This window comes from Algibacter pacificus, assembly GCF_008033385.1.
In the GTDB taxonomy this organism is placed as follows: Bacteria; Bacteroidota; Bacteroidia; order Flavobacteriales; family Flavobacteriaceae; genus Algibacter; species Algibacter pacificus.
In genome coordinates, this window is sequence record NZ_VOGY01000002.1 from 259,723 (window position 1) to 277,577 (window position 17,855).

Below are 17,855 nucleotides of genomic sequence, written 5' to 3' on the forward strand. Positions count from 1 at the left end.
TTTTATGTAAACACATTACTTACAGCTAAATTTTAATTGATTAGAAGTGACAACAATGAACCTTCAACTATTAGTGGTTTACTTTTAATTTGTAAATTCAGTTTTCATTAGAAGTATCTTCTTTAATTAAACGAATTGTTTTTGCAGGATTTCCACCTACAATTGTATTCGGAAAAACATTTTTAGTAACTACAGAACCTGCACCTATTACAGAATTTTCACCAATTTTAATTCCCCCAACAATTGTTGCCCCAGCACCAATCCAAACATTTCTTTCAATTACAATAGGCTTACCAATTGTAATTTTACGACGCTGTGAAGGTGCAATGGGATGTCCAGAAGTAATAATACTCACATTTGGACCTATCATCACATTATCGCCTATTTCGAGACCACCAAGGTCATATAAGGTGCAGTTCTGATTTATGAAAACGTTCCTGCCTACATTTATTTCTACTCCACCAGAAGTGTAAAATGGTGGAATAAGTAAAAAACTTTCGTCCACCTTTTTTCGTGTAAGTTGACTGAATAGAGCTCGAACTTTATCAGCATCTTTAAATGTTAAACGATTAATTGTGGCTGTAATTTCCATTGCACGCTTAGTATTTTCAACCATAGCAGTAGATTCTGGTGTCTGTGCGTAAATTATTTTATTGCAGTTATCATTTTTTTTCATCCTAAAGTATTATATCTGTGTTTTATTTTTATGGTTTCTTCAATGTATTATTATTTTTTATCGTTCTCCTGTAGCTCCAATTAGAAGGTTTTTAATAATTTAATCATTTAACCCTTTTGTAGCTTACTTTATCAGTTGATGTTTTTGAATTTCCTTTGATCCAATCCAAAATATACGACTGCCGGGGGTCAGGTTGTCCAATGGTTTGAAGTATCTCTATTGTTGTAGAAAAGACTTTCGTTTTGGTGTTTAATATTTTCGTGTTCCAAAGAACTCTGCTTGTAAAGTAAAAGTCTCTCCGTTATCGGTACTAATTTCTCCTTTCCAATGAAATGACTTATTGGTTATGTTCTGAAATGTCCACCGCATTATATTTCCATCTTCATCGGTTCCTTCCTGTACAATATTACCTTTGTCTTTCCAACCATAAAGTTTACTTACTGTACTACTCACGGGATTGAACCAATAAACAGACCATTTTTTTGATTTTGCGTCAAAATAACGTATGCTTGAACCATAACGAATTCTTGGCTGTTTTAGGTTTGGCGTTCTTAATGAACGTTTCGGGGCAATCCAAACATCTTGCACAGCCCGCCCTTCAAGAACATAGGCAAAATGCCATTCACCTTGTGATTTTAATATTTCATTGTTTTCTAAATAATCAACAGCTTCTACATTCCAACTTCCTATAAGCCAATCGTAAATATTATTTCCAGCAATTTCGTCACTTGCGTTATCTGAAATCAGTGAAGAAGCAAATCCTTCCTTCTGTCTTGCAGTAGCTTCATGCTCTGAAAACACTCTATGCCAAATACCTGGGTAATCCAAAACAAATCCTTGACTGTCAACTTTTAAGTTTGCAGTAAATCCGGAAGCAAGATTTTCATACTTGTAAACTCCATTACCTAAATTGGTATATCGCTGTTTGGCAGGCGAAAAATTTTGGGTAGGTAATTCAAAGTAAACGACTTCTATTTCTTTTGATTCTCCAACTGCTAGACCCAGCCTATTGATTGGTAATGTGTTGGTAAAAGGGGTCAAGGCAATATCAATGTCTATACAGTTATCCAATTGTTCGAGGATTTTGCCTTTTTCATTGACCCAATGATTGTCTTTATTTTTTGTGAGTGAGATGTTAAACGTACTGTCTGATTGAAAATTGATGTTTACAGACTTAATTTCCCATTTTTTATTAATGTCAAGTTGATAATTTACATTCAATAATTTCCCCAATCCTTGACCTGTGATGTGTCCCTTAACTTCAATCGAGTCTTTAAAAATAATGGTGGTAAATTCGGTTGTGTTTACATAAGTGCTTTTCCACACTATTATTTTGTCTTGTGCTTGCATATTTGAAAAATGTAATGTCAAAATTAATATTAGAATCTTTCTATTTTATGATAGTTATTGGTTGAGAGCTCGTTGTTTTCAGTTTTGGCTTTATTCGTTTTATCTTTTTGAACGTACAGCTTTTACTTTTTTCAAATTCTTATCAGCCGGTCATCAAAGAAATTCAGAATTGGGCCATAAATAATTTGCAAATGACACTATCTCAATAGTTCAGTGCCAATTTTCTTCATTATCTCAGTCCAATATGCTTTCATTTCATTTCGCTGTTCGGTATTCAATAATTTCTCTTGATGGATGGCTATGGTTGCCTTAGTCTGATTTCCAATTACTCTAATTTGAATTGTTGACATATTTTCCCAATTTTTCGGTTTCCAATTCAAACGAATATGTGAATTTGTTTTAAAAACACGGACAAGACCTGTTATGTCATTTTCAGTTTCGAATTCTTTTTTAATTTCAAGTTCATTTTTCAAATTGCCTAACCAAATCCTTAGTCCATTTTCGGAAAATAAAAAGTCCCAAACTTTCTCACTCGAAACAGAAAAGGTTTTTCTTATTCCAAATTGAAATCCTACATCTTTGGTTTTTCCGACTTGATTTTCCATTTTCTTATTTTTCAGGTTTAAATGCGATAGCATCAATTTCAAGTAAAAATTCGGGATTTATTAGTCCTGCAACATACAAAACTGTAATAATCGGTGGGTTTGGGTTTTGTCCTAAAAATTTCTGTGAAACTTGAAATGCACCATAAGCATTCTGCCCTTGAACAATGTGAATGTTTAATTTCACTAAACTCTCAAAATTTACTCCACAAGATTTAAGAGCAATTTCAAGGTTTTTCATTACTTGCTCAGTTTGCTTTAAAATATCATTTTTCCCTACAATTTCTCCGTTTCCATTTACTGCATTTTGTCCACCTATATAAATTGTCTTTCCGTTTCCTTCAGTCGTTATGATTTGAGAAAACGCAGAATTTTTTATTAGTCCTTCCGGATTTATATGTTCCATTCTATTCATCATTGTTCGTTGTTTATTTTTTTCGTTTGTAATATACCTGTACCAATCCCGTATCAAATGTTTTGGCACTTATAAATTCCAATAGTTGCTCTGGTCTATCTTCTTTAAATAATCTTGTACCATTACCTACAAGAATAGGTACAATGGAAATAGTAAGTTCATCAATGAGGTCATTTTTAAGTAGTTCATTAACCACTACAGCACCACCATCACAATAAATGTCTTTACCCGCTTCGCTTTTAAGTTGTGTTACTAAGTCTTTTATATTACCTGTATAAAATTTAATTCTACCGTTGTCTGGACGTTCCGTTCTTGTAATTACATACACATCTCTTTTCCCATTATCGTAGTGAGAAGCACCAATCTCTTTTACAACATAATCATAGGTTTTACGACCAATAATAATCGTATCTATGGATGAAGTAAATGCATCATAACCATAATCTTCTCCTTCTTTTTCAACTAACTTTAAAAAACTAAGGTCATCATTTGGTTGCGCTATAAATCCGTCTAAACTGGTTGCTATAAATAGTTTTATTTTTCTCATTTGGTGTGAAATTTTAATTTTCTACAAAAATAGAAAGTTGACTAGTGTTTTTCTTTGGAAAAATGCGACATTTTAAAGGTCGGAGGATAAATATAACAATTACTTGGATTTGGTAATTATTTTTTCGGAGTAAAAATGATCAAAATAATTAAACGGATTTTCTATACTTTATCAAGATTAAATGATTTATATTTTTCCAATTCACGGTGTCTTTAGTCAATTCATTTTGGGAGGATCTTTATAGAAATTTGTAAAAAGTTGCAGGTTTAAGGCACATACCTTAAACGTACATCAGTGTCAATAAAGCTGTCTATTAAAGAAGTTATTGCAACAACTACCTAAGTTTCCCAAACTCCATTAAAGTCGAGCCGTTGTCAGTCAAGCAAGTATCTCACAAATTTATTACTATACCAGCACAACCATCTGGAAAAACCTATGCCCATTGTCTTTCTAGCTCGTACCCTCTCAGTTCCTAATAGAAATGAATAAAAGGTTCTAATTCTTTGTATGGTTTTACTTTATTGTACTTCATTGGTTTCTACAGTGTCGTTCGTTATATTGTTAGCCTTAGCCACAGATTTTTACTATTCAGTTTTCAGATGTTGCTTGAAGTATACAAAATGGTATTCAACGGATTTCGCCCAATATTCAGTATTGTGTTCTCCGGGTTGAATTGAAAATCTTATCGGTAATTTTTTAGACAAAGCCAATTCCTTAATTTGTATGGTGTTTGAGAGTAAAGGGTCATCTAAACCACAATCAATAAAAAAACCTTTATTAAATTCCTTTTGGTTTTTTAACAAAGATGAAATGCTAAACTTTTGCCAATCATTTTCTTTCGGGTTTCCCAATGTCATTTCCATATCGTTTGTCATTCTTTTGCTTTCAAAGAATTTTAAGCTGACTTTTTTTAAGTTTTCGTAATCAAATTCAAGAGCTCCACTTGTAGAAGCAGCAGTATTGAAAAATTCAGAATGCTTTATGAATAAACTCAAAGCTCCATAGCCTCCCATGCTCAAACCAGTTATAAAAATATTCTTGTTGTCAATATTGTATTTTTCCTCAATGTTAGGAACAAGTTCTTGGAAAAAGAAATCTTCGTATTGAAAGGTTTTTAAATTTGGACTATTCAAATAATAGTTGACGAAACCTTCTGGACAGACTAAAATCATTTGATAATCCGTTGCTAATTTTTCCAAATTGGTTGTTTTACTCCATTGTTCATAATTTTCACTATAACCGTGAAGCATAAAAACCAAAGGATAGCTTTTTGAAGATTGATAGTTTGTTGGTTTTTGTACAGAAACTGAAACTGTTCTTTCCAATTTATCTGATTTTATGCTAAAAACTTTTTGAGCAAAAAGCGATTGTGTCAAAACCATAGATATTGTAATTAAAACGATATTTTTCATTTTTTATATTTTTGTCAAAGATCTTAAAAGACTGTTTTTGAAACAATAACTAACAAAATTGTTAGTCTTTAAACTATTGATTATGAGAAAAAAACAATCGACAAATTATGTCAACGAACAGTTCCTATTTCAAGTTTGTGAGTTAAATTCGGCAATTGCAATGATAAATGGTCGATGGAAATCACAGATTGTTTATTCCATTTCTCAAGGCAACAATCGATTTCATTTGATACAGCAAGAGTTGCCTAATATTTCGGAAACTGTTTTGGCAAGACAATTAAAGGAATTGGAAACACACGCCATATTAATTAAAAAAGAAATTCCAAATACAGTACCTGTTGGAATAGAATATGTTTTGACCAATAAAGGCTTGGATTTGGTTCCTATTTTAGAAAGTCTTTGTGATTGGGGGAAATTGTACGCAGATGGCAAAAGGATTTCTGCTCACTCTATTTCTTAAGTTTCTTTTTAGACCTACGTTTTTTTAACTTATGACTAACATTCTAGTATATGGAAAATCTAAACTGGTTACTATAAATAGTTTTATTTTTCTCATTTGGTGTGAAATTTTAATTTTCTACAAAAATAGAAAGTTGACTAGTGTTTTTCTTTGGAAAAAAACGACATTTTAAAGTTCGGAGGGTAAAAACCCTGTATGACGTTTTACAGCATTGGTGAAATGAGAATGGTCATAATATCCACATTCAAAAGCAATATCTGATAATGATGTGTGTTCCTTTTGTGATGCAATTAAATTTAATGCGTATTGTAGACGAATAATGTTTGCGTATTCTTTTGGCGTTAACCCTATAAAGCTGTTAAATAACCTCTCTAATTGCCTTATTGAAATTCCATTTTGTTTTGACAATTCATCAATAGTCATTAAACCTCTTGATACCTGTATGTCATCTATGACTGAACTTAATCTTGTGGCCTTATTATTTTTTCTATCCGTAAAAAATTGATTTAAATAATCGGTGTAATTATCCTTAAAAAAACGGTCTCTATCAAAAGAGAGATTTTTGTCAAATAGAACGGTGTTATTTTTTATCTCGCTGAGAGAGCAATAAGAGAAAAATGATGCAAAAGCTGATGGTTTAAGACAAATACCTATGAGGTGTGTGTGTTCATTAATATAACTTTCTTTAAAAGTAGTCATTGCTCCAACCATATAAGTTTTACCGTGTTCCATTTTCATTGTACCATTATCGGTGGTACAGTTGTCTCCAAGGTTCATAATTAAACCTGGGCAACCATCAGGGAAAATGCGTTCCCAATTATTACTCGATGTGTCACCCCTTATTTCCCAATAGCTGTGAATTTGATTTTGGAGGTTACGACTTGGATTTATTTCGGTATACTTCATTGATAAAACTATAAGAAGTTTAATTGTTGTTTAACTTGTTTCTCCCTAATTTCTAAAGTTATTCGTTTTTTATTGCGGTATTTTGAATACACCAGTCTAATTTTACATTATGCAGAACATTTATGTATAAAAGTTGTGTGTGTGAAGATTTCCCAAAGAAAAATTAGAAGCTAGCAAACGAGCAACTAATTTTGGTTTAGCTAAACCTAGCATTTTTTTATACGTGTAACTTGTTCACTTTTTTTCAGTCGAGTGAATATTCCGAATTATCTTTTCCGATTATAAATACACTACCTGCTGGGTCCATTATCCAATGATTATCTTTTGGTATTTCTTCCAATTCATCGCAAGTTTCAATTCCGTTGGATTTCAAATATTCTGTCGCTTTTTCCACATTTGGCGTTTTCAGCTCCAACCAAGTTTCCGAATGAGTATAATTGTCTACGCAATCCAACCAAATTATATTATTTCCAAATTTAACTTCGTGAGTTTTAGAAACTGTTGGGTTCTTTATTTCTTTTTCGGTCACTTCCAATTTCAGGATTTCTCTATAAAATTTCACAGTTTCCTGATATTTAGATTTCGGAATTTTTATTGCGATATTTATTCCGCCATTAAATTTGATGTCGTTCATTGTTCAGACTTTAATTTTGTTGTTTAGTACGATGTGTTTTCAGTTTGCAGCTAACGTGTTTGTATATGAAACGTAGCGTGTAAATAGACGCTAACTTTTCGGATTATGCACAAGCCAAATTTTTATTTTTTCTACTTATCTTTTAATTTCTAAATATACAAAAATAAAAATTTGGCGGACTTCGTAAATAAGCACAAACCTTTGGGAAAGCCCGAAATAGCTATGTTTTATATACGTTGTTGGCAACTGGCTTTTTCCGATTTTTGTAATTTATAAACATTATAATCAGGCTTATTATTGTCAAAAATACAGCAATTAAATATGGTGCTCCTGGAAAATAAATGTCCGAACTTTCATTTTTTGTAAAATGTGTGAAAACCATTGTCAGTAATGGTGGTGCGATAATTGTTGCTAATCCGAGAAGACTGCTTAAACTTCCTTGCAATTCGCCTTGTTCGCTTTTTGAAACTTGAGAGGAAATTATACTTTGAAAACCTGTTCTTTGCACACTCCCAATTACATTAATTATCATTGCTGGAATTAGAAGCCATTCCACGTTTGAGAATGCTATGAGTAAATATCCTACGATTGAAAACAATAACCCAAATATGGTCATTTTGTCATCTCCCAACTTTTTGGCCAATATGCCTACAAGCCAAGATTGAACGATAATTGAAAGTAAACCTAAAAATGCTAATGAATAACCTATTAATTCTACATTCCAATCAAATTTTTCAATGGTAAAATACGCCCAAACACTTGGCATACTATGACCTGCAATTGCCATAAAGAACATTGCAACAATTAGAGTTATAATTGTTGGAAATTTGCTTAAATGTTTAAAAGACCCAAAAGGGTTGGCTCGTTTTAATTCAAATTTTCTTCTATCGGATTTGTCCAATGTATCTGGGAACATAAAATATCCAAAAACAAAATTCCCGAAACTTAAAACAGCTGCTGCAATAAAAGGTATATGTGTTCCAAATTGTCCGAGCAATCCACCGATTACTGGTCCGATTATTAAGCCCGAACTATATGCAGCATTTATATAACCAAAATTTTTCGTTCTATTTTCATCGGTGCTTATATCTGCAATTGAAGCCGCTGCAACCGAGTAACTTGCTCCGGTTATTCCTGCAATTATGCGACCGATAAAAAGCCAAATTATATTTTGTGCAAACGCAAGAAATAAATAATCAAGCGTAAAACCGAATAGCGAAATCAATAATACTGACCTTCTGCCATATCTGTCGCTCAAATTTCCTAAAACAGGTGCAAAAAAAAACTGCATCAACGCATATGCAAAAGTCAGCCAACCGCCATAAGTTGCCGCAGTACTTATATCTGTGTTTACTAAATCCTCTATTAGTTGTGGTAAAACGGGATATATTATTCCTAATCCCGCAGTATCTAAAGCAGTAACGATTAAGACAAATATGATTGATTTTTTTGGGGATTTTGTCATCTAAAAGCTGAACTTATTTTTTTTTGCTCGTTGTTTGATGTGAAAACGGATTTTTTTTAGCTTGTTGCCAACAATTGAATAAAATCATTGATGCTATTCTACTTATAAGAACTAAAATAATAATTATAAATGGGATTCTTAAAAATTCTATTTGATTGATCAGTTCTTTTTTATTTCCCATTGTCTATCAATTTGTTTTCAACCTCACTTTCTATAAGTTTTAAAGCAATTTTGAGAGCCTCAATTCTATTTTTTAGTAAAGTATGTTGTGATGTTCTATCCGTAAGTTTTAGCCTGGACTTTTCACATTTATGTAGTAGTGACTCAATAACTGTTGAGGCTTGTATTAATTTGTCTTTAGGATAGTTTTTCTCTTGCTGTACATTGCATGAAGTGAAGGAAGATTGTGAGTTTTGTGAAATTATCTATTTTTTTTAATCTGTTTTATTACGTAATCTAATTGACTATCAACACCATCAATTAAGTCTTTAACAGTTAAGTTTACTTCTTTATCAGGTAATATTCCACTTCCTTTTGGAACCGAATCGTCAAGCACATATTTATCAATTTTTACAAATGGCATTCGTACCATAATTTTTGAATTTGGAAGCTCGTATAATGCCGAATACTGCGCAGTGTGAAAATAATACCCACCACCTGTTTCTTCTCCAATTAGTGTTATGTTTTTATTGTTTTTAACATTCAAAGCAAAAGCACTGGCAGCAGAAAAAGTATTACCACCAATTAAAACATATATTTTCCCTTTAAATGTTTTCTTATAAGGAATCATTTCTGCTTGTGCATGATCTTCTGTTAACACCCATCTGTCGTTTTCATTATTGGCAGAAGCAAAATACATTTTAAAGAACTCACTATAGTCAGAAAGAGTATGGATTACATGTTCTTTGTGAGGAAGTTTGTTTGTGATAACACTTTCGGATATTCTTTGTTTAAAAGGAAAATTTGTTAAAAAAGAATACAGATTTATAGCGTTGACTCTGTATCCCCCTATGTTTTTCCTTATGTCTATTATAAGATTTTCAACCTTTTTTTTCTTAATTACTTTAAATAAGTCAATTAGCTTGGATTTAAACTCTTTCGGATCTAAACCGAATGAGTTTACAGTTAATACCGCAGTATTTATGGAGTCTATGTAATAAACAAAAGGCCACTTTTCTGCTATTCTATTTTTAAAATACGCAACTCGATTTGTCTCTTGGTGATAGGATGCAAAGTGGGAATTTCTATAAGGGTAGCGTTTACCAATGCTTTCAAATGATTTTGGATTAATTTCAATTGTTTTAATTTTGCTTTCAGTAGTAATGTATTCTATAGTATATTTCTCTTTACTTCCATATTCATAATAATGAAGTATGCCAAACTCCTTTTCTATTTGACGATATTTTTTTGTTAGATTGAACCCATCTGATGGTGCATACTTTAATAAATCTTTTAGAATAGATTGAGAAGACTTTTTGTCAATAGATATTATTTCTGACCCCACAGGAATACCAAAGTCATCAGTATCAGTATATAGTTTATTTTCAATTATTTTTAAAAACAACGGAAACATTGGTGGAATGGTGTCCATTTTTGGATGGTGAATTATTAAATGACCATCCTTAGCGTTGTCAGCAATAGAAGTAATGGATTGAAATAATTCATTTGATGTTTTTATTTCTGGAATTCCTTTTGTTTCGAATGTCTTAAAAACATCTTCCCATTCAGATTTTGAGGTATATTCATACAAACTAGGATGTCCTTTTGTAATAATTTCTTTGAAAATGATATAGTCTTCTAAAACTTGTTTTTGAGATAGTTTATTTTGTCCAAAAGAAAAAAAAGAAATCAATAGGTATGTTATAATGAAGTATTTTGTTTTCATTTCTTTAAAAATTAAAATTTTACAAAGTTAGTATTAAACCCTTTAATCATCAACCATAATGCTAAAGTTATCTCCAGCAATGCGGTTGGAATGGCTAATGAGATATAGGTAGTAGTAATAATATCTATAACACCAAACATAAGCAGTACACTTGCTACAACACCACTTAAAACCGTAGCCATAAGTCCCCATACAGATAACCACTTAGGTGTCAATTTTGATTGGTACAAAATAGTATAAAACAAGAGGTTGCCAACACTTAGAATTAAGGGCATTGCCACATGGTTGATTAAATCCCTACCAGATCGTAATAAAGTATCTAATGTTTGAAAGTGTGATAATTCGGGGCTTCCTGCTTTTACAAATTCTTGACTTAAGACCAATAACAAAAGTATGCTTAACCATCCTATGAAAATAAATACTACAGTAATACTTCTGAAAACGAGAAAACCAATTGTTAAACTGATATTGAATTTTTTCAATACTGAAAATAGTATAATAGGAATACTAGCATAAATTAGAGCCAGGATAAACTGCATGAAAGCCCTAATTAATATTGCAGTTGAATGGATAGAAATACTTTCAAGATTATTCATCTCATCAATAACAGGGTCTATGCTCAAAACACCTACAACTATACCAAGAATTAATAATACACCAACAGTAATTGATTTCTTTCTGATTTGATCCATGATATTTTACTTTTTATAATTCACACAAAAATATCATGGCCTTAACTCTTAGTCATTGACTTAAGTTAAGAAAGCAAATTACTAGCTATTAACCTTTTTCTAATTCTACTTAATGATTCAGGCTTTATACCTAAGTAGCTTGCTATCTGGTGTTGAGGAACTCTTTGCATTAAGTCAGGCTTGGTTTTAAGCAGATTCAAATAGCGTTCTTCTGGGCTTGATGTTTTAAATTCAGTAAAAGATTCTTGTTGCTTGGTTAATATTACTTCTGCTATTACTCTCGATAAGGATTCTAATTGCGGGTACTTTTGATACATTTCTTTTTCTATGCTTGGATTGCCTACATTCACAATAGTATCTTCAATACATTCTAGGTAATACTGGGAAGGTGTTGATTTCCCATAATTGGCCGGTGTTACAATATCTTCTTCAGTATAAAACTCTATAGTTTTTTCTTCTCCATCTTTTAAAAAATAGCTTCTCATACAACCTTCCAACACGAAATAACATTCATTTGAAAAACCGCCTTCTTTAAGTAAAATTGTACCTTTTTTAAAAGTTTTGAAAAATGAACTTTCAATTATTGCTTCCTCTATTTCCTTTGTGGTTTTTGTATATTTTGAGAGGTATTTTAATATTTTATTTTCCAAAGCTGTTATATTCAATTTAACTTTATGAGGAGTTATTTGTGATTGTAATTTAATATTATTTTTTGCATAGCATATTTGCGAGTACTAAATTAAAAAAAGTAACTATATTTTTTTACAGACTATTTCTTCTATCTTTCGTTATACCCTTTGCCTTTAAATATTTTAGGAATTGATTTTTCAATTCTTGAAATTCTTGTTTTAGATTGCTTTGCTTGTGAAAAATAAAGTAGATATCCTCTTTGTCTCCCTGGGGTTAGGTTGTAAAATGCTGTCTCTAATTCGGGATTGTTTTTTAATGCTTCTTCAAGCTCTTGAGGAATTTCATATTCAGAAGTCTTTTTCATTTTTACTTCCAGACCTGCTTTTTCGACCTCTATGACTTCAAAAATATAAGCTTTGATAACTGCTTTTAAGTCAATAATTTCATCTTTGTTTATGAATCGAATTTGACGAGCTGACTGAACGTTTTCGGTTTGTTGAATTAAAAGGTTGTTAGCATCGTTCAGTAATGCTCCTTTATGAAACAACAAGGCACAATACTCTTTAAATCCGTGGATAAGTACAATGTTTTTACCTTGAAAAGTATAGCAAGGATGCATCCATTTAAAATCCTCTTCGAGACCACATTCTAAACAGATTTCTCGCAATAGAATGGTTTCTTCTTTCCAGTTCTTTATCTTTTTGATGTATTGGTCAACTTTTTCCATTTAAATTTCGTTTAATTTAGCTTGCTCTTTTACCAAGCTTATCAGTTCTTCTGAAGGAATATCTTGGTCAAACTTTATCTGAATGGTTTTCTTTCCTGTTTTATATCCCTTTTCTTCCAATATTTTACGCATCTCTTCGGTTAATGAATCTATGCCAAAACTGACGTGTTTTTTAGCCAAGGAAAATCCTGCTAGAATTCCATTGCATTTATAGATGGGCACATTCCAACTAATACCACTTTCTGCATTTGGTTCAGTAGCTTCGATTAGCTTTTTCAGCTTAATCATAATTCCCTGAGATTTTTCTGGTGAATTGTCTATAAACTCATCAACTGTTTTAGGTTTTAAATCTGCCATATCTATTGTTTTTCTAATTTTCTGTTTGCCGGTCTGAAATACCAAGATGCTATTGTAAGAGCTAAAAGTAAAGTCGGTCCAAAAAGTGTTATTAATTCATCTCCAACTGCTAAATGGGAAATAATAGCACCTGATATTACAAAGAAAAACCCTGCGTATGCCCACTCTTTAAGTAATGGGGATTTAGGAATTAAGATGGTTATAACTCCCAGGATTTTCCATACACCTAGAATACTTAACAAATACATAGGATAACCTAGTAATTCCATACTTTGAATATTTTCTTCTAATTGCAACAATTGTACAATTCCTGTTGATAACATCCCTAAGGAAAGCCAAACTGTGGCTATCCAATAAATGATTTTGTCTCTTTTTTTCATTATGACTTTTTTTAATTTGTAAATATTACCTCTAATTTATCGTGAGCCATATTTAAACCATAAGCAAAAGGTAGTTTTAATTGCTCAGCACGGTGTTTTTCTGATTTGTATATAATCTGAATGGTTAACATGCTTTTGTCTTCTGTAACTTTTTCAAAATTCAAGAACTCCAATTGTACGCCTATCGACATATTTTCCATTTCAAAAGTTCTTACTATCTCTTGATTTGGTACGATTTTGTGAATTGTTCCGTTTGCCTTAAACATTACGTTTCCTTCGTGTGAGGTTTCAAATGCATAACTTCCGTGATTTTTGTTTTCCAGTTTTAGTACGTTGGTTCCCATCCATTCTGCTACAAATTCTGCTTCGGTATAGGCTTTGTAAACAAGTTCAACAGGAAGGTCAAATTCTCTCGTGATAGTTAGCTCTTGCTTACCTTCTAGGGCATTGATTTTAGTTTTTTGCTCCATTGTCTATTTAATATTTGATTGATGTTTCTTCATAACAGCTTCCAATGAATTAAATCGTTCATCCCATAATTTTCTAAACGGTTCTATAAACTCAGCTATTTCCTTCATCCCATCAGGATTTAGTTGATAATAGATTTCCCTTCCCTTTTGTTCCTGTTTCAACAATTCACATTCGGTAAGAATTTGAATGTGTTTGGAAATGGTTTGTCTGGAATAATCAAAGTTTTCGGCAATAGCACTCGGTGTCATTGCACTTGCCGCAACCAACGTGATAATGGTTCTTCGTGTTGGGTCGGCTATAGCTTGAAATACATCTCTCCTTAATTTCATTACGCAGTTATTTGACTGCAAATATAAGTGCAGTTATTTAATTGCGCAATTTTTTTAAGAAAAATACGATAAAAAAAGTGTATTATTTTAAATTAGACAACTGTAAATGAATGGTTAGATTAAATAATTTGTAATGGAAAAATATTTAGAAGCCACAACCAATAGTGGTAAACAATTTTATCAAAACTTTAAGGACAGGGGAGAAATAGTAATGTTAAATCTATTAAAATTTAAAGAAATAGCTGATTATACAGATTTAAAACATCTAAGACCCAAACAAGAAATTAGTGGAGAAGAAGCCTATCAGCTATATCTCGATACCACAAAATCACAATTTCTAAAAGCAGGTAGTGAAATTGTATATTATGGAAAGGGAAAAGATTTTTTAATAGGACCTGAAACTGAAAAATGGGATGCAATATTATTGGTTAAACATCAATCGGTACTAAAATTTATGGAATTTGCTCAAAGTGAAGATTATCTAAAAAATGCTGGTCATAGAACTGCTGCACTTGAAGATTCACGTTTGCTACCAAGCTCTGAAATAAAATTTTAAGCATCTAATAGTCAATAAGATTTATTTCTAAATTGTTTAAACTGCCATAGTTGAGAATGCCTAAAATATCAATACCTGTATAACTTTCTATACGAAGTATTTTATCACAATCCTCTAAATCAAAGTTGATGCGATACTCAGGATATAATTGCTTGAAATCAGCTACTATTTTGTTGGCTAACTGTTGGTTGTCAACATTGGTTTTGAAAATCTCGACCGTGGCAGAGGGAGTATTAATCTGGGGATTCACTTTCATTTTCTTCAAGAGATTTATACTTCTATACAATGAATGTAAGTCAAACTCCAAACTGTCTTAAATGATGATCATAATGCTTATAAGCGAAAATTCCAATTTGTTCTTTGGTCATTCTACCGAAAAAACCGTGAATAAAATCTAGGTTGTTATAGCACCCGTAATGTTCAGTTAAATCAAACAATTTTTGTTTTTGCTTCTCAAAATCTCCACTTTTCTCTTTGATGGTAAAGTTTGAACCTGCTGGTGCACCTTTGCCTATTGGTTTGTCGTTTTTGGTGTTGGCCTTTAAGACCATTTTTCCAATAAGTTTACCTAGAAAATCTTGTTTATAAGGTATATTGTTATCAATACCTAACACCCATTGATTCCAAATGTTCAAATGTTTTATCATTTGGTAAACATTCATTTTACCCCATTGCGCTTTACTGTCTGCATTGATTTGTTCAATTCGTTTGATTAGCTGTAGTCTGATGTTCGGGTCAAAAATGGTTTTCATCTTTATAATTTTATGCAGTATGATGTTATTTCTTTTAATTTCTCTCCTTTAGCACTTTGAAAAATATAAAAATCAGAAAATGCATATTGCTTACCGTTTTCCATTGTCATTACCCCATTTACTGCACCTTCTTTACCGTGGGATAGGATTTGATTTAATATCAATTCAGATGCTTTTACAGATTGCATTTTTTCTAATTCTTCCGTAAACGCTTTTATTCCTTCTAATTTTTTGTCGCCAATCATATTCCAAACGATGTCGTCTGTTACATTTTCTGTTAAAAAGGCAACATTTCCTTCGACAAAGGCAATATTAAATTGTTTTAAAAATTCCATTTTGGGAGAATTACCGCAATTGGGACTTGATATTATTTTGGTCATTTTTAAATCATTTTTATTTCCTAGTTCAATGAATGAAACCCAATAGAATTCCCTTCAGTATCTTTAACAATAGATACAAAGCCGTGTTCTCCAATTCCCATTTTCGCTTGAATAATTTCAGCTCCATTTTCAGCTGCTCGATTTTCTAAAATTTTACAATCTTCACAACCAAAATAAACAAGACTACCATTTGTAGAAGGTGTTATCCCATCCATTTTCATTAAAGCTCCAGCTGCACCGTAATTTTCCATATCACTAGGGAAACATTTCATTTGAACATTTTTATTTGTTGGGTCACTCATATCTTCCAATGTAACTTGAAATACATTTTGGTAAAACTTTACAGCTCTATCTATGTCATTTACATAAATTTCGAACCACACTACAGGATTAAATTTTTTCATCTTATCTATTTATTTAATTGTTATGATTACAAAAATGAAAAAAGGAAAGCGAAAAAATCTTGTCCTATGGCAAGTTCTCTGATTGAGACAATACTTCTTTTCTTATCCTACTTAAAGACGTATCGGTAATCCCTAAATAAGTCGCAATATATTTTAAGGGTACTTCTTTGATTATTTGTGGGTTCTGAATCATTAGTTCTAAATAGCGTTGAGAAGCACTTTGTGTATGCATATTTACAGCACGATGTTTTGCCATAAAAAGTTGCTGAGACATCCAGCTGCGACCCCATTCTGTAAATCCTTCTATAGTACTATATAACTTTTGAAAATCATTAAACTCAATTTTATAAACTTCACAGTCTGTTAATGCTTGTATGGATTCATTAGAAGGTGTACGAAGAAATAAAGAAGCTACTTCAATTAAAATATCATTAGGACTAAAAAAATCGGTAGTAATCTCGTTACCTTTATAGTCAATAACAAATGAACGAAACAATCCTTTTTTTATCAAAAAATATTCATTGCTTATTTTGCCTTCATTAAGTATGATTTCATTTTTTACAAACTCAACTTTGGTGTGGGCGGACATAATAGCTTTATAGTCCTCTTTTTTAATACTTGGATAGTTATAAATACTTTCAAAAAAGGAATCTGTCATTATTTTTTTTTGTTTAAAAATACAAAATATTGAGATTCTATAATCTTAAAATTGGAGTAGGTAAACATTTGTTTTTATTTATAGGTTTTAAAACTTAAAAATATCATGTGAAGAAGCAATTACTTCCATTACTTCAATTTCTGGCAAGTCTTCTAAACCACTTTCATCTCTTTGTTTCTGAAAAGACAAAAATGAAGGCACCTGAAGCAATTTTTTTTGAATGTTCTCATTTTTGTAATGAGATAGGTGAACAAATGTTTTGCCGTCTCCACACACATAGGAACCGTAGCGGAATTCATTAGTGTCCATTTTTTTGAAATCAGTCATAAACAAGTTAATGTTTTCTTGGTTCTTCTGAACAAAATCAGGTTTTACAGTGTACGTTACTTTTACGGTTATCATTTTGGTTGTTTTTATATTTTTATAATGTAAACTATTTCCTTCTAAATATTTTTTCCGCTGGATTTCACCATATTCTTCCATTGTCATATGGTGTGGAACGAATTTTTCGGGTAAACTAACGATGGTTTTTATCCTGTCTATTCTAAAATTTCTAAATTCATTTCTCAACCTGCACCAAGCTACTACAATCCAATCTTCTGAAAAACTATGGTAAATAGCAAAAGGTTCTATTTCTCTTAGAATTGGTTCTACGTCAGATTCTTTTTTATAGTCTATTTTTAATACATTAAAATTTGTTAAAGCACGTTGTACTACAGAAAGAAAATTACTTGTTTTTTCATTTTGCCAATTCTTTCCTATAAATGTTCTATTCGCTAAAAAATCAGCTTTTGATTTTTCTTCACTTCGTAATACTGCTTTTACTTTATCTATGGCATTATTAAATTCATTTATCAAAGATTCATCTTTGGTTTTTGCCATTATCTTTTGCGCAAAAATGAGTGCATTTGCTTCAGTTTCTGTAAACATTACAGGTGGAATTTTATACCCGTCCATTAAAGTATAACCTTTTCCCTCCACAGTCACAATAGGAACATTGGCTTGCTCTAAAGCGTGTAAATCTCTATAAACAGTTCTTTTGCTAATATTGAATTGCTCCGACAATTGTTCTACAGTCACATATAAATTGGACTGTAATTTTAAATGAATTGCCGTTAACCGTGAAAGTCTTGAAATGTTATCTGTATATGCCATCACAATAGTATT

General features: G+C 31.6%; 24 protein-coding genes and 1 pseudogene. 2 read left to right on the forward strand and 23 right to left on the reverse strand.

Annotated elements, in window-relative coordinates:
* Positions 1-130 precede the first annotated feature (130 nt).
* The 6 genes and pseudogenes from FQU21_RS17860 to FQU21_RS04110 all read right to left on the reverse strand — a co-directional run.
* Positions 131-283: pseudogene (locus tag FQU21_RS17860) on the reverse strand (DapH/DapD/GlmU-related protein); the annotation flags it as partial.
* Positions 284-925: 642 nt separating this feature from the next.
* Positions 926-2,002 carry a putative glycolipid-binding domain-containing protein gene (locus FQU21_RS04090; RefSeq protein WP_187269319.1) on the reverse strand — a complete coding sequence of 359 codons (1,077 nt, stop codon included), beginning with the start codon at positions 2,000-2,002 and terminating at the stop codon, positions 926-928.
* A 221-nt stretch (positions 2,003-2,223) separates the two neighbouring features.
* Positions 2,224-2,631, reverse strand: a complete 408-nt coding sequence (locus FQU21_RS04095) for an SRPBCC domain-containing protein (protein ID WP_054731084.1) — start codon at positions 2,629-2,631, stop codon at positions 2,224-2,226.
* Between the two features lie 4 nt (positions 2,632-2,635).
* On the reverse strand, positions 2,636-3,046 hold the full coding sequence (locus tag FQU21_RS04100; RefSeq protein WP_054724514.1) for a RidA family protein: 411 nt from the start codon (positions 3,044-3,046) through the stop codon (positions 2,636-2,638).
* Between the two features lie 10 nt (positions 3,047-3,056).
* The gene (locus tag FQU21_RS04105) at positions 3,057-3,590 is read right to left on the reverse strand and encodes a dihydrofolate reductase family protein (RefSeq protein WP_054724512.1); all 534 of its coding nucleotides are present in this window, start codon (positions 3,588-3,590) and stop codon (positions 3,057-3,059) included.
* A gap of 584 nt (positions 3,591-4,174) precedes the next feature.
* Positions 4,175-5,002 (reverse strand): alpha/beta hydrolase, encoded by an 828-nt coding sequence (locus tag FQU21_RS04110; RefSeq protein WP_054724510.1) that lies wholly within the window; start codon positions 5,000-5,002, stop codon positions 4,175-4,177.
* A 160-nt stretch (positions 5,003-5,162) separates the two neighbouring features.
* On the opposite strand from FQU21_RS04110, the gene FQU21_RS04115 reads away from it, so the two are divergent.
* On the forward strand, positions 5,163-5,462 hold the full coding sequence (locus FQU21_RS04115; protein ID WP_246124754.1) for a winged helix-turn-helix transcriptional regulator: 300 nt from the start codon (positions 5,163-5,165) through the stop codon (positions 5,460-5,462).
* A 168-nt stretch (positions 5,463-5,630) separates the two neighbouring features.
* Here FQU21_RS04115 and FQU21_RS04120 read toward each other — a convergent pair whose 3' ends face one another.
* The 11 genes from FQU21_RS04120 to FQU21_RS04175 all read right to left on the reverse strand — a co-directional run bounded on the left by FQU21_RS04120 (position 5,631) and on the right by FQU21_RS04175 (position 13,938).
* On the reverse strand, positions 5,631-6,368 hold the full coding sequence (locus FQU21_RS04120; RefSeq protein ID WP_147676732.1) for a helix-turn-helix transcriptional regulator: 738 nt from the start codon (positions 6,366-6,368) through the stop codon (positions 5,631-5,633).
* A gap of 244 nt (positions 6,369-6,612) precedes the next feature.
* Positions 6,613-7,002, reverse strand: a complete 390-nt coding sequence (locus tag FQU21_RS04125; protein ID WP_054724504.1) for a VOC family protein — start codon at positions 7,000-7,002, stop codon at positions 6,613-6,615.
* Positions 7,003-7,222: 220 nt separating this feature from the next.
* A complete protein-coding gene (locus FQU21_RS04130; RefSeq protein WP_147676733.1) occupies positions 7,223-8,467 on the reverse strand; it encodes a TCR/Tet family MFS transporter in 1,245 nt (414 codons plus the stop codon).
* A gap of 421 nt (positions 8,468-8,888) precedes the next feature.
* Positions 8,889-10,352: a S41 family peptidase gene (locus FQU21_RS04140; protein ID WP_147676734.1), complete on the reverse strand. Its 1,464-nt coding sequence runs from the start codon at positions 10,350-10,352 to the stop codon at positions 8,889-8,891.
* 11 nt (positions 10,353-10,363) lie between these two features.
* Positions 10,364-11,044: a DUF4386 domain-containing protein gene (locus tag FQU21_RS04145; RefSeq protein ID WP_147676735.1), complete on the reverse strand. Its 681-nt coding sequence runs from the start codon at positions 11,042-11,044 to the stop codon at positions 10,364-10,366.
* A 65-nt stretch (positions 11,045-11,109) separates the two neighbouring features.
* Positions 11,110-11,694: a Crp/Fnr family transcriptional regulator gene (locus tag FQU21_RS04150; protein ID WP_147676939.1), complete on the reverse strand. Its 585-nt coding sequence runs from the start codon at positions 11,692-11,694 to the stop codon at positions 11,110-11,112.
* A 128-nt stretch (positions 11,695-11,822) separates the two neighbouring features.
* Positions 11,823-12,401 carry a YdeI/OmpD-associated family protein gene (locus FQU21_RS04155; protein WP_147676736.1) on the reverse strand — a complete coding sequence of 193 codons (579 nt, stop codon included), beginning with the start codon at positions 12,399-12,401 and terminating at the stop codon, positions 11,823-11,825.
* The gene (locus FQU21_RS04160) at positions 12,402-12,758 is read right to left on the reverse strand and encodes an iron chaperone (protein WP_147676737.1); all 357 of its coding nucleotides are present in this window, start codon (positions 12,756-12,758) and stop codon (positions 12,402-12,404) included.
* 2 nt (positions 12,759-12,760) lie between these two features.
* Positions 12,761-13,138 (reverse strand): DoxX family protein, encoded by a 378-nt coding sequence (locus FQU21_RS04165; protein ID WP_147676738.1) that lies wholly within the window; start codon positions 13,136-13,138, stop codon positions 12,761-12,763.
* A gap of 11 nt (positions 13,139-13,149) precedes the next feature.
* Positions 13,150-13,608, reverse strand: coding sequence for an SRPBCC family protein (locus tag FQU21_RS04170; protein WP_068825292.1), 459 nt, complete (start codon positions 13,606-13,608; stop codon positions 13,150-13,152).
* Between the two features lie 3 nt (positions 13,609-13,611).
* A complete protein-coding gene (locus FQU21_RS04175) occupies positions 13,612-13,938 on the reverse strand; it encodes an ArsR/SmtB family transcription factor (protein ID WP_068825290.1) in 327 nt (108 codons plus the stop codon).
* Positions 13,939-14,071: 133 nt separating this feature from the next.
* Between FQU21_RS04175 and FQU21_RS04180 the strand changes: the two genes are divergently transcribed.
* Positions 14,072-14,494 carry a DUF1330 domain-containing protein gene (locus FQU21_RS04180; RefSeq protein WP_068825288.1) on the forward strand — a complete coding sequence of 141 codons (423 nt, stop codon included), beginning with the start codon at positions 14,072-14,074 and terminating at the stop codon, positions 14,492-14,494.
* 4 nt (positions 14,495-14,498) lie between these two features.
* Here FQU21_RS04180 and FQU21_RS04185 read toward each other — a convergent pair whose 3' ends face one another.
* The 6 genes from FQU21_RS04185 to FQU21_RS17670 form a co-directional block, all read right to left on the reverse strand.
* Positions 14,499-14,750, reverse strand: a complete 252-nt coding sequence (locus FQU21_RS04185; RefSeq protein WP_147676739.1) for a hypothetical protein — start codon at positions 14,748-14,750, stop codon at positions 14,499-14,501.
* 40 nt (positions 14,751-14,790) lie between these two features.
* Positions 14,791-15,246, reverse strand: coding sequence for a DUF1569 domain-containing protein (locus FQU21_RS04190; protein WP_147676740.1), 456 nt, complete (start codon positions 15,244-15,246; stop codon positions 14,791-14,793).
* A 2-nt stretch (positions 15,247-15,248) separates the two neighbouring features.
* Positions 15,249-15,626, reverse strand: coding sequence for a nuclear transport factor 2 family protein (locus FQU21_RS04195; RefSeq protein ID WP_147676741.1), 378 nt, complete (start codon positions 15,624-15,626; stop codon positions 15,249-15,251).
* A 20-nt stretch (positions 15,627-15,646) separates the two neighbouring features.
* On the reverse strand, positions 15,647-16,009 hold the full coding sequence (locus FQU21_RS04200; protein ID WP_246124755.1) for a VOC family protein: 363 nt from the start codon (positions 16,007-16,009) through the stop codon (positions 15,647-15,649).
* Positions 16,010-16,094: 85 nt separating this feature from the next.
* Positions 16,095-16,688 carry a Crp/Fnr family transcriptional regulator gene (locus FQU21_RS04205; RefSeq protein ID WP_068825280.1) on the reverse strand — a complete coding sequence of 198 codons (594 nt, stop codon included), beginning with the start codon at positions 16,686-16,688 and terminating at the stop codon, positions 16,095-16,097.
* A gap of 87 nt (positions 16,689-16,775) precedes the next feature.
* Positions 16,776-17,843: a helix-turn-helix transcriptional regulator gene (locus tag FQU21_RS17670; protein WP_147676742.1), complete on the reverse strand. Its 1,068-nt coding sequence runs from the start codon at positions 17,841-17,843 to the stop codon at positions 16,776-16,778.
* Positions 17,844-17,855: the final 12 nt, after the last annotated feature.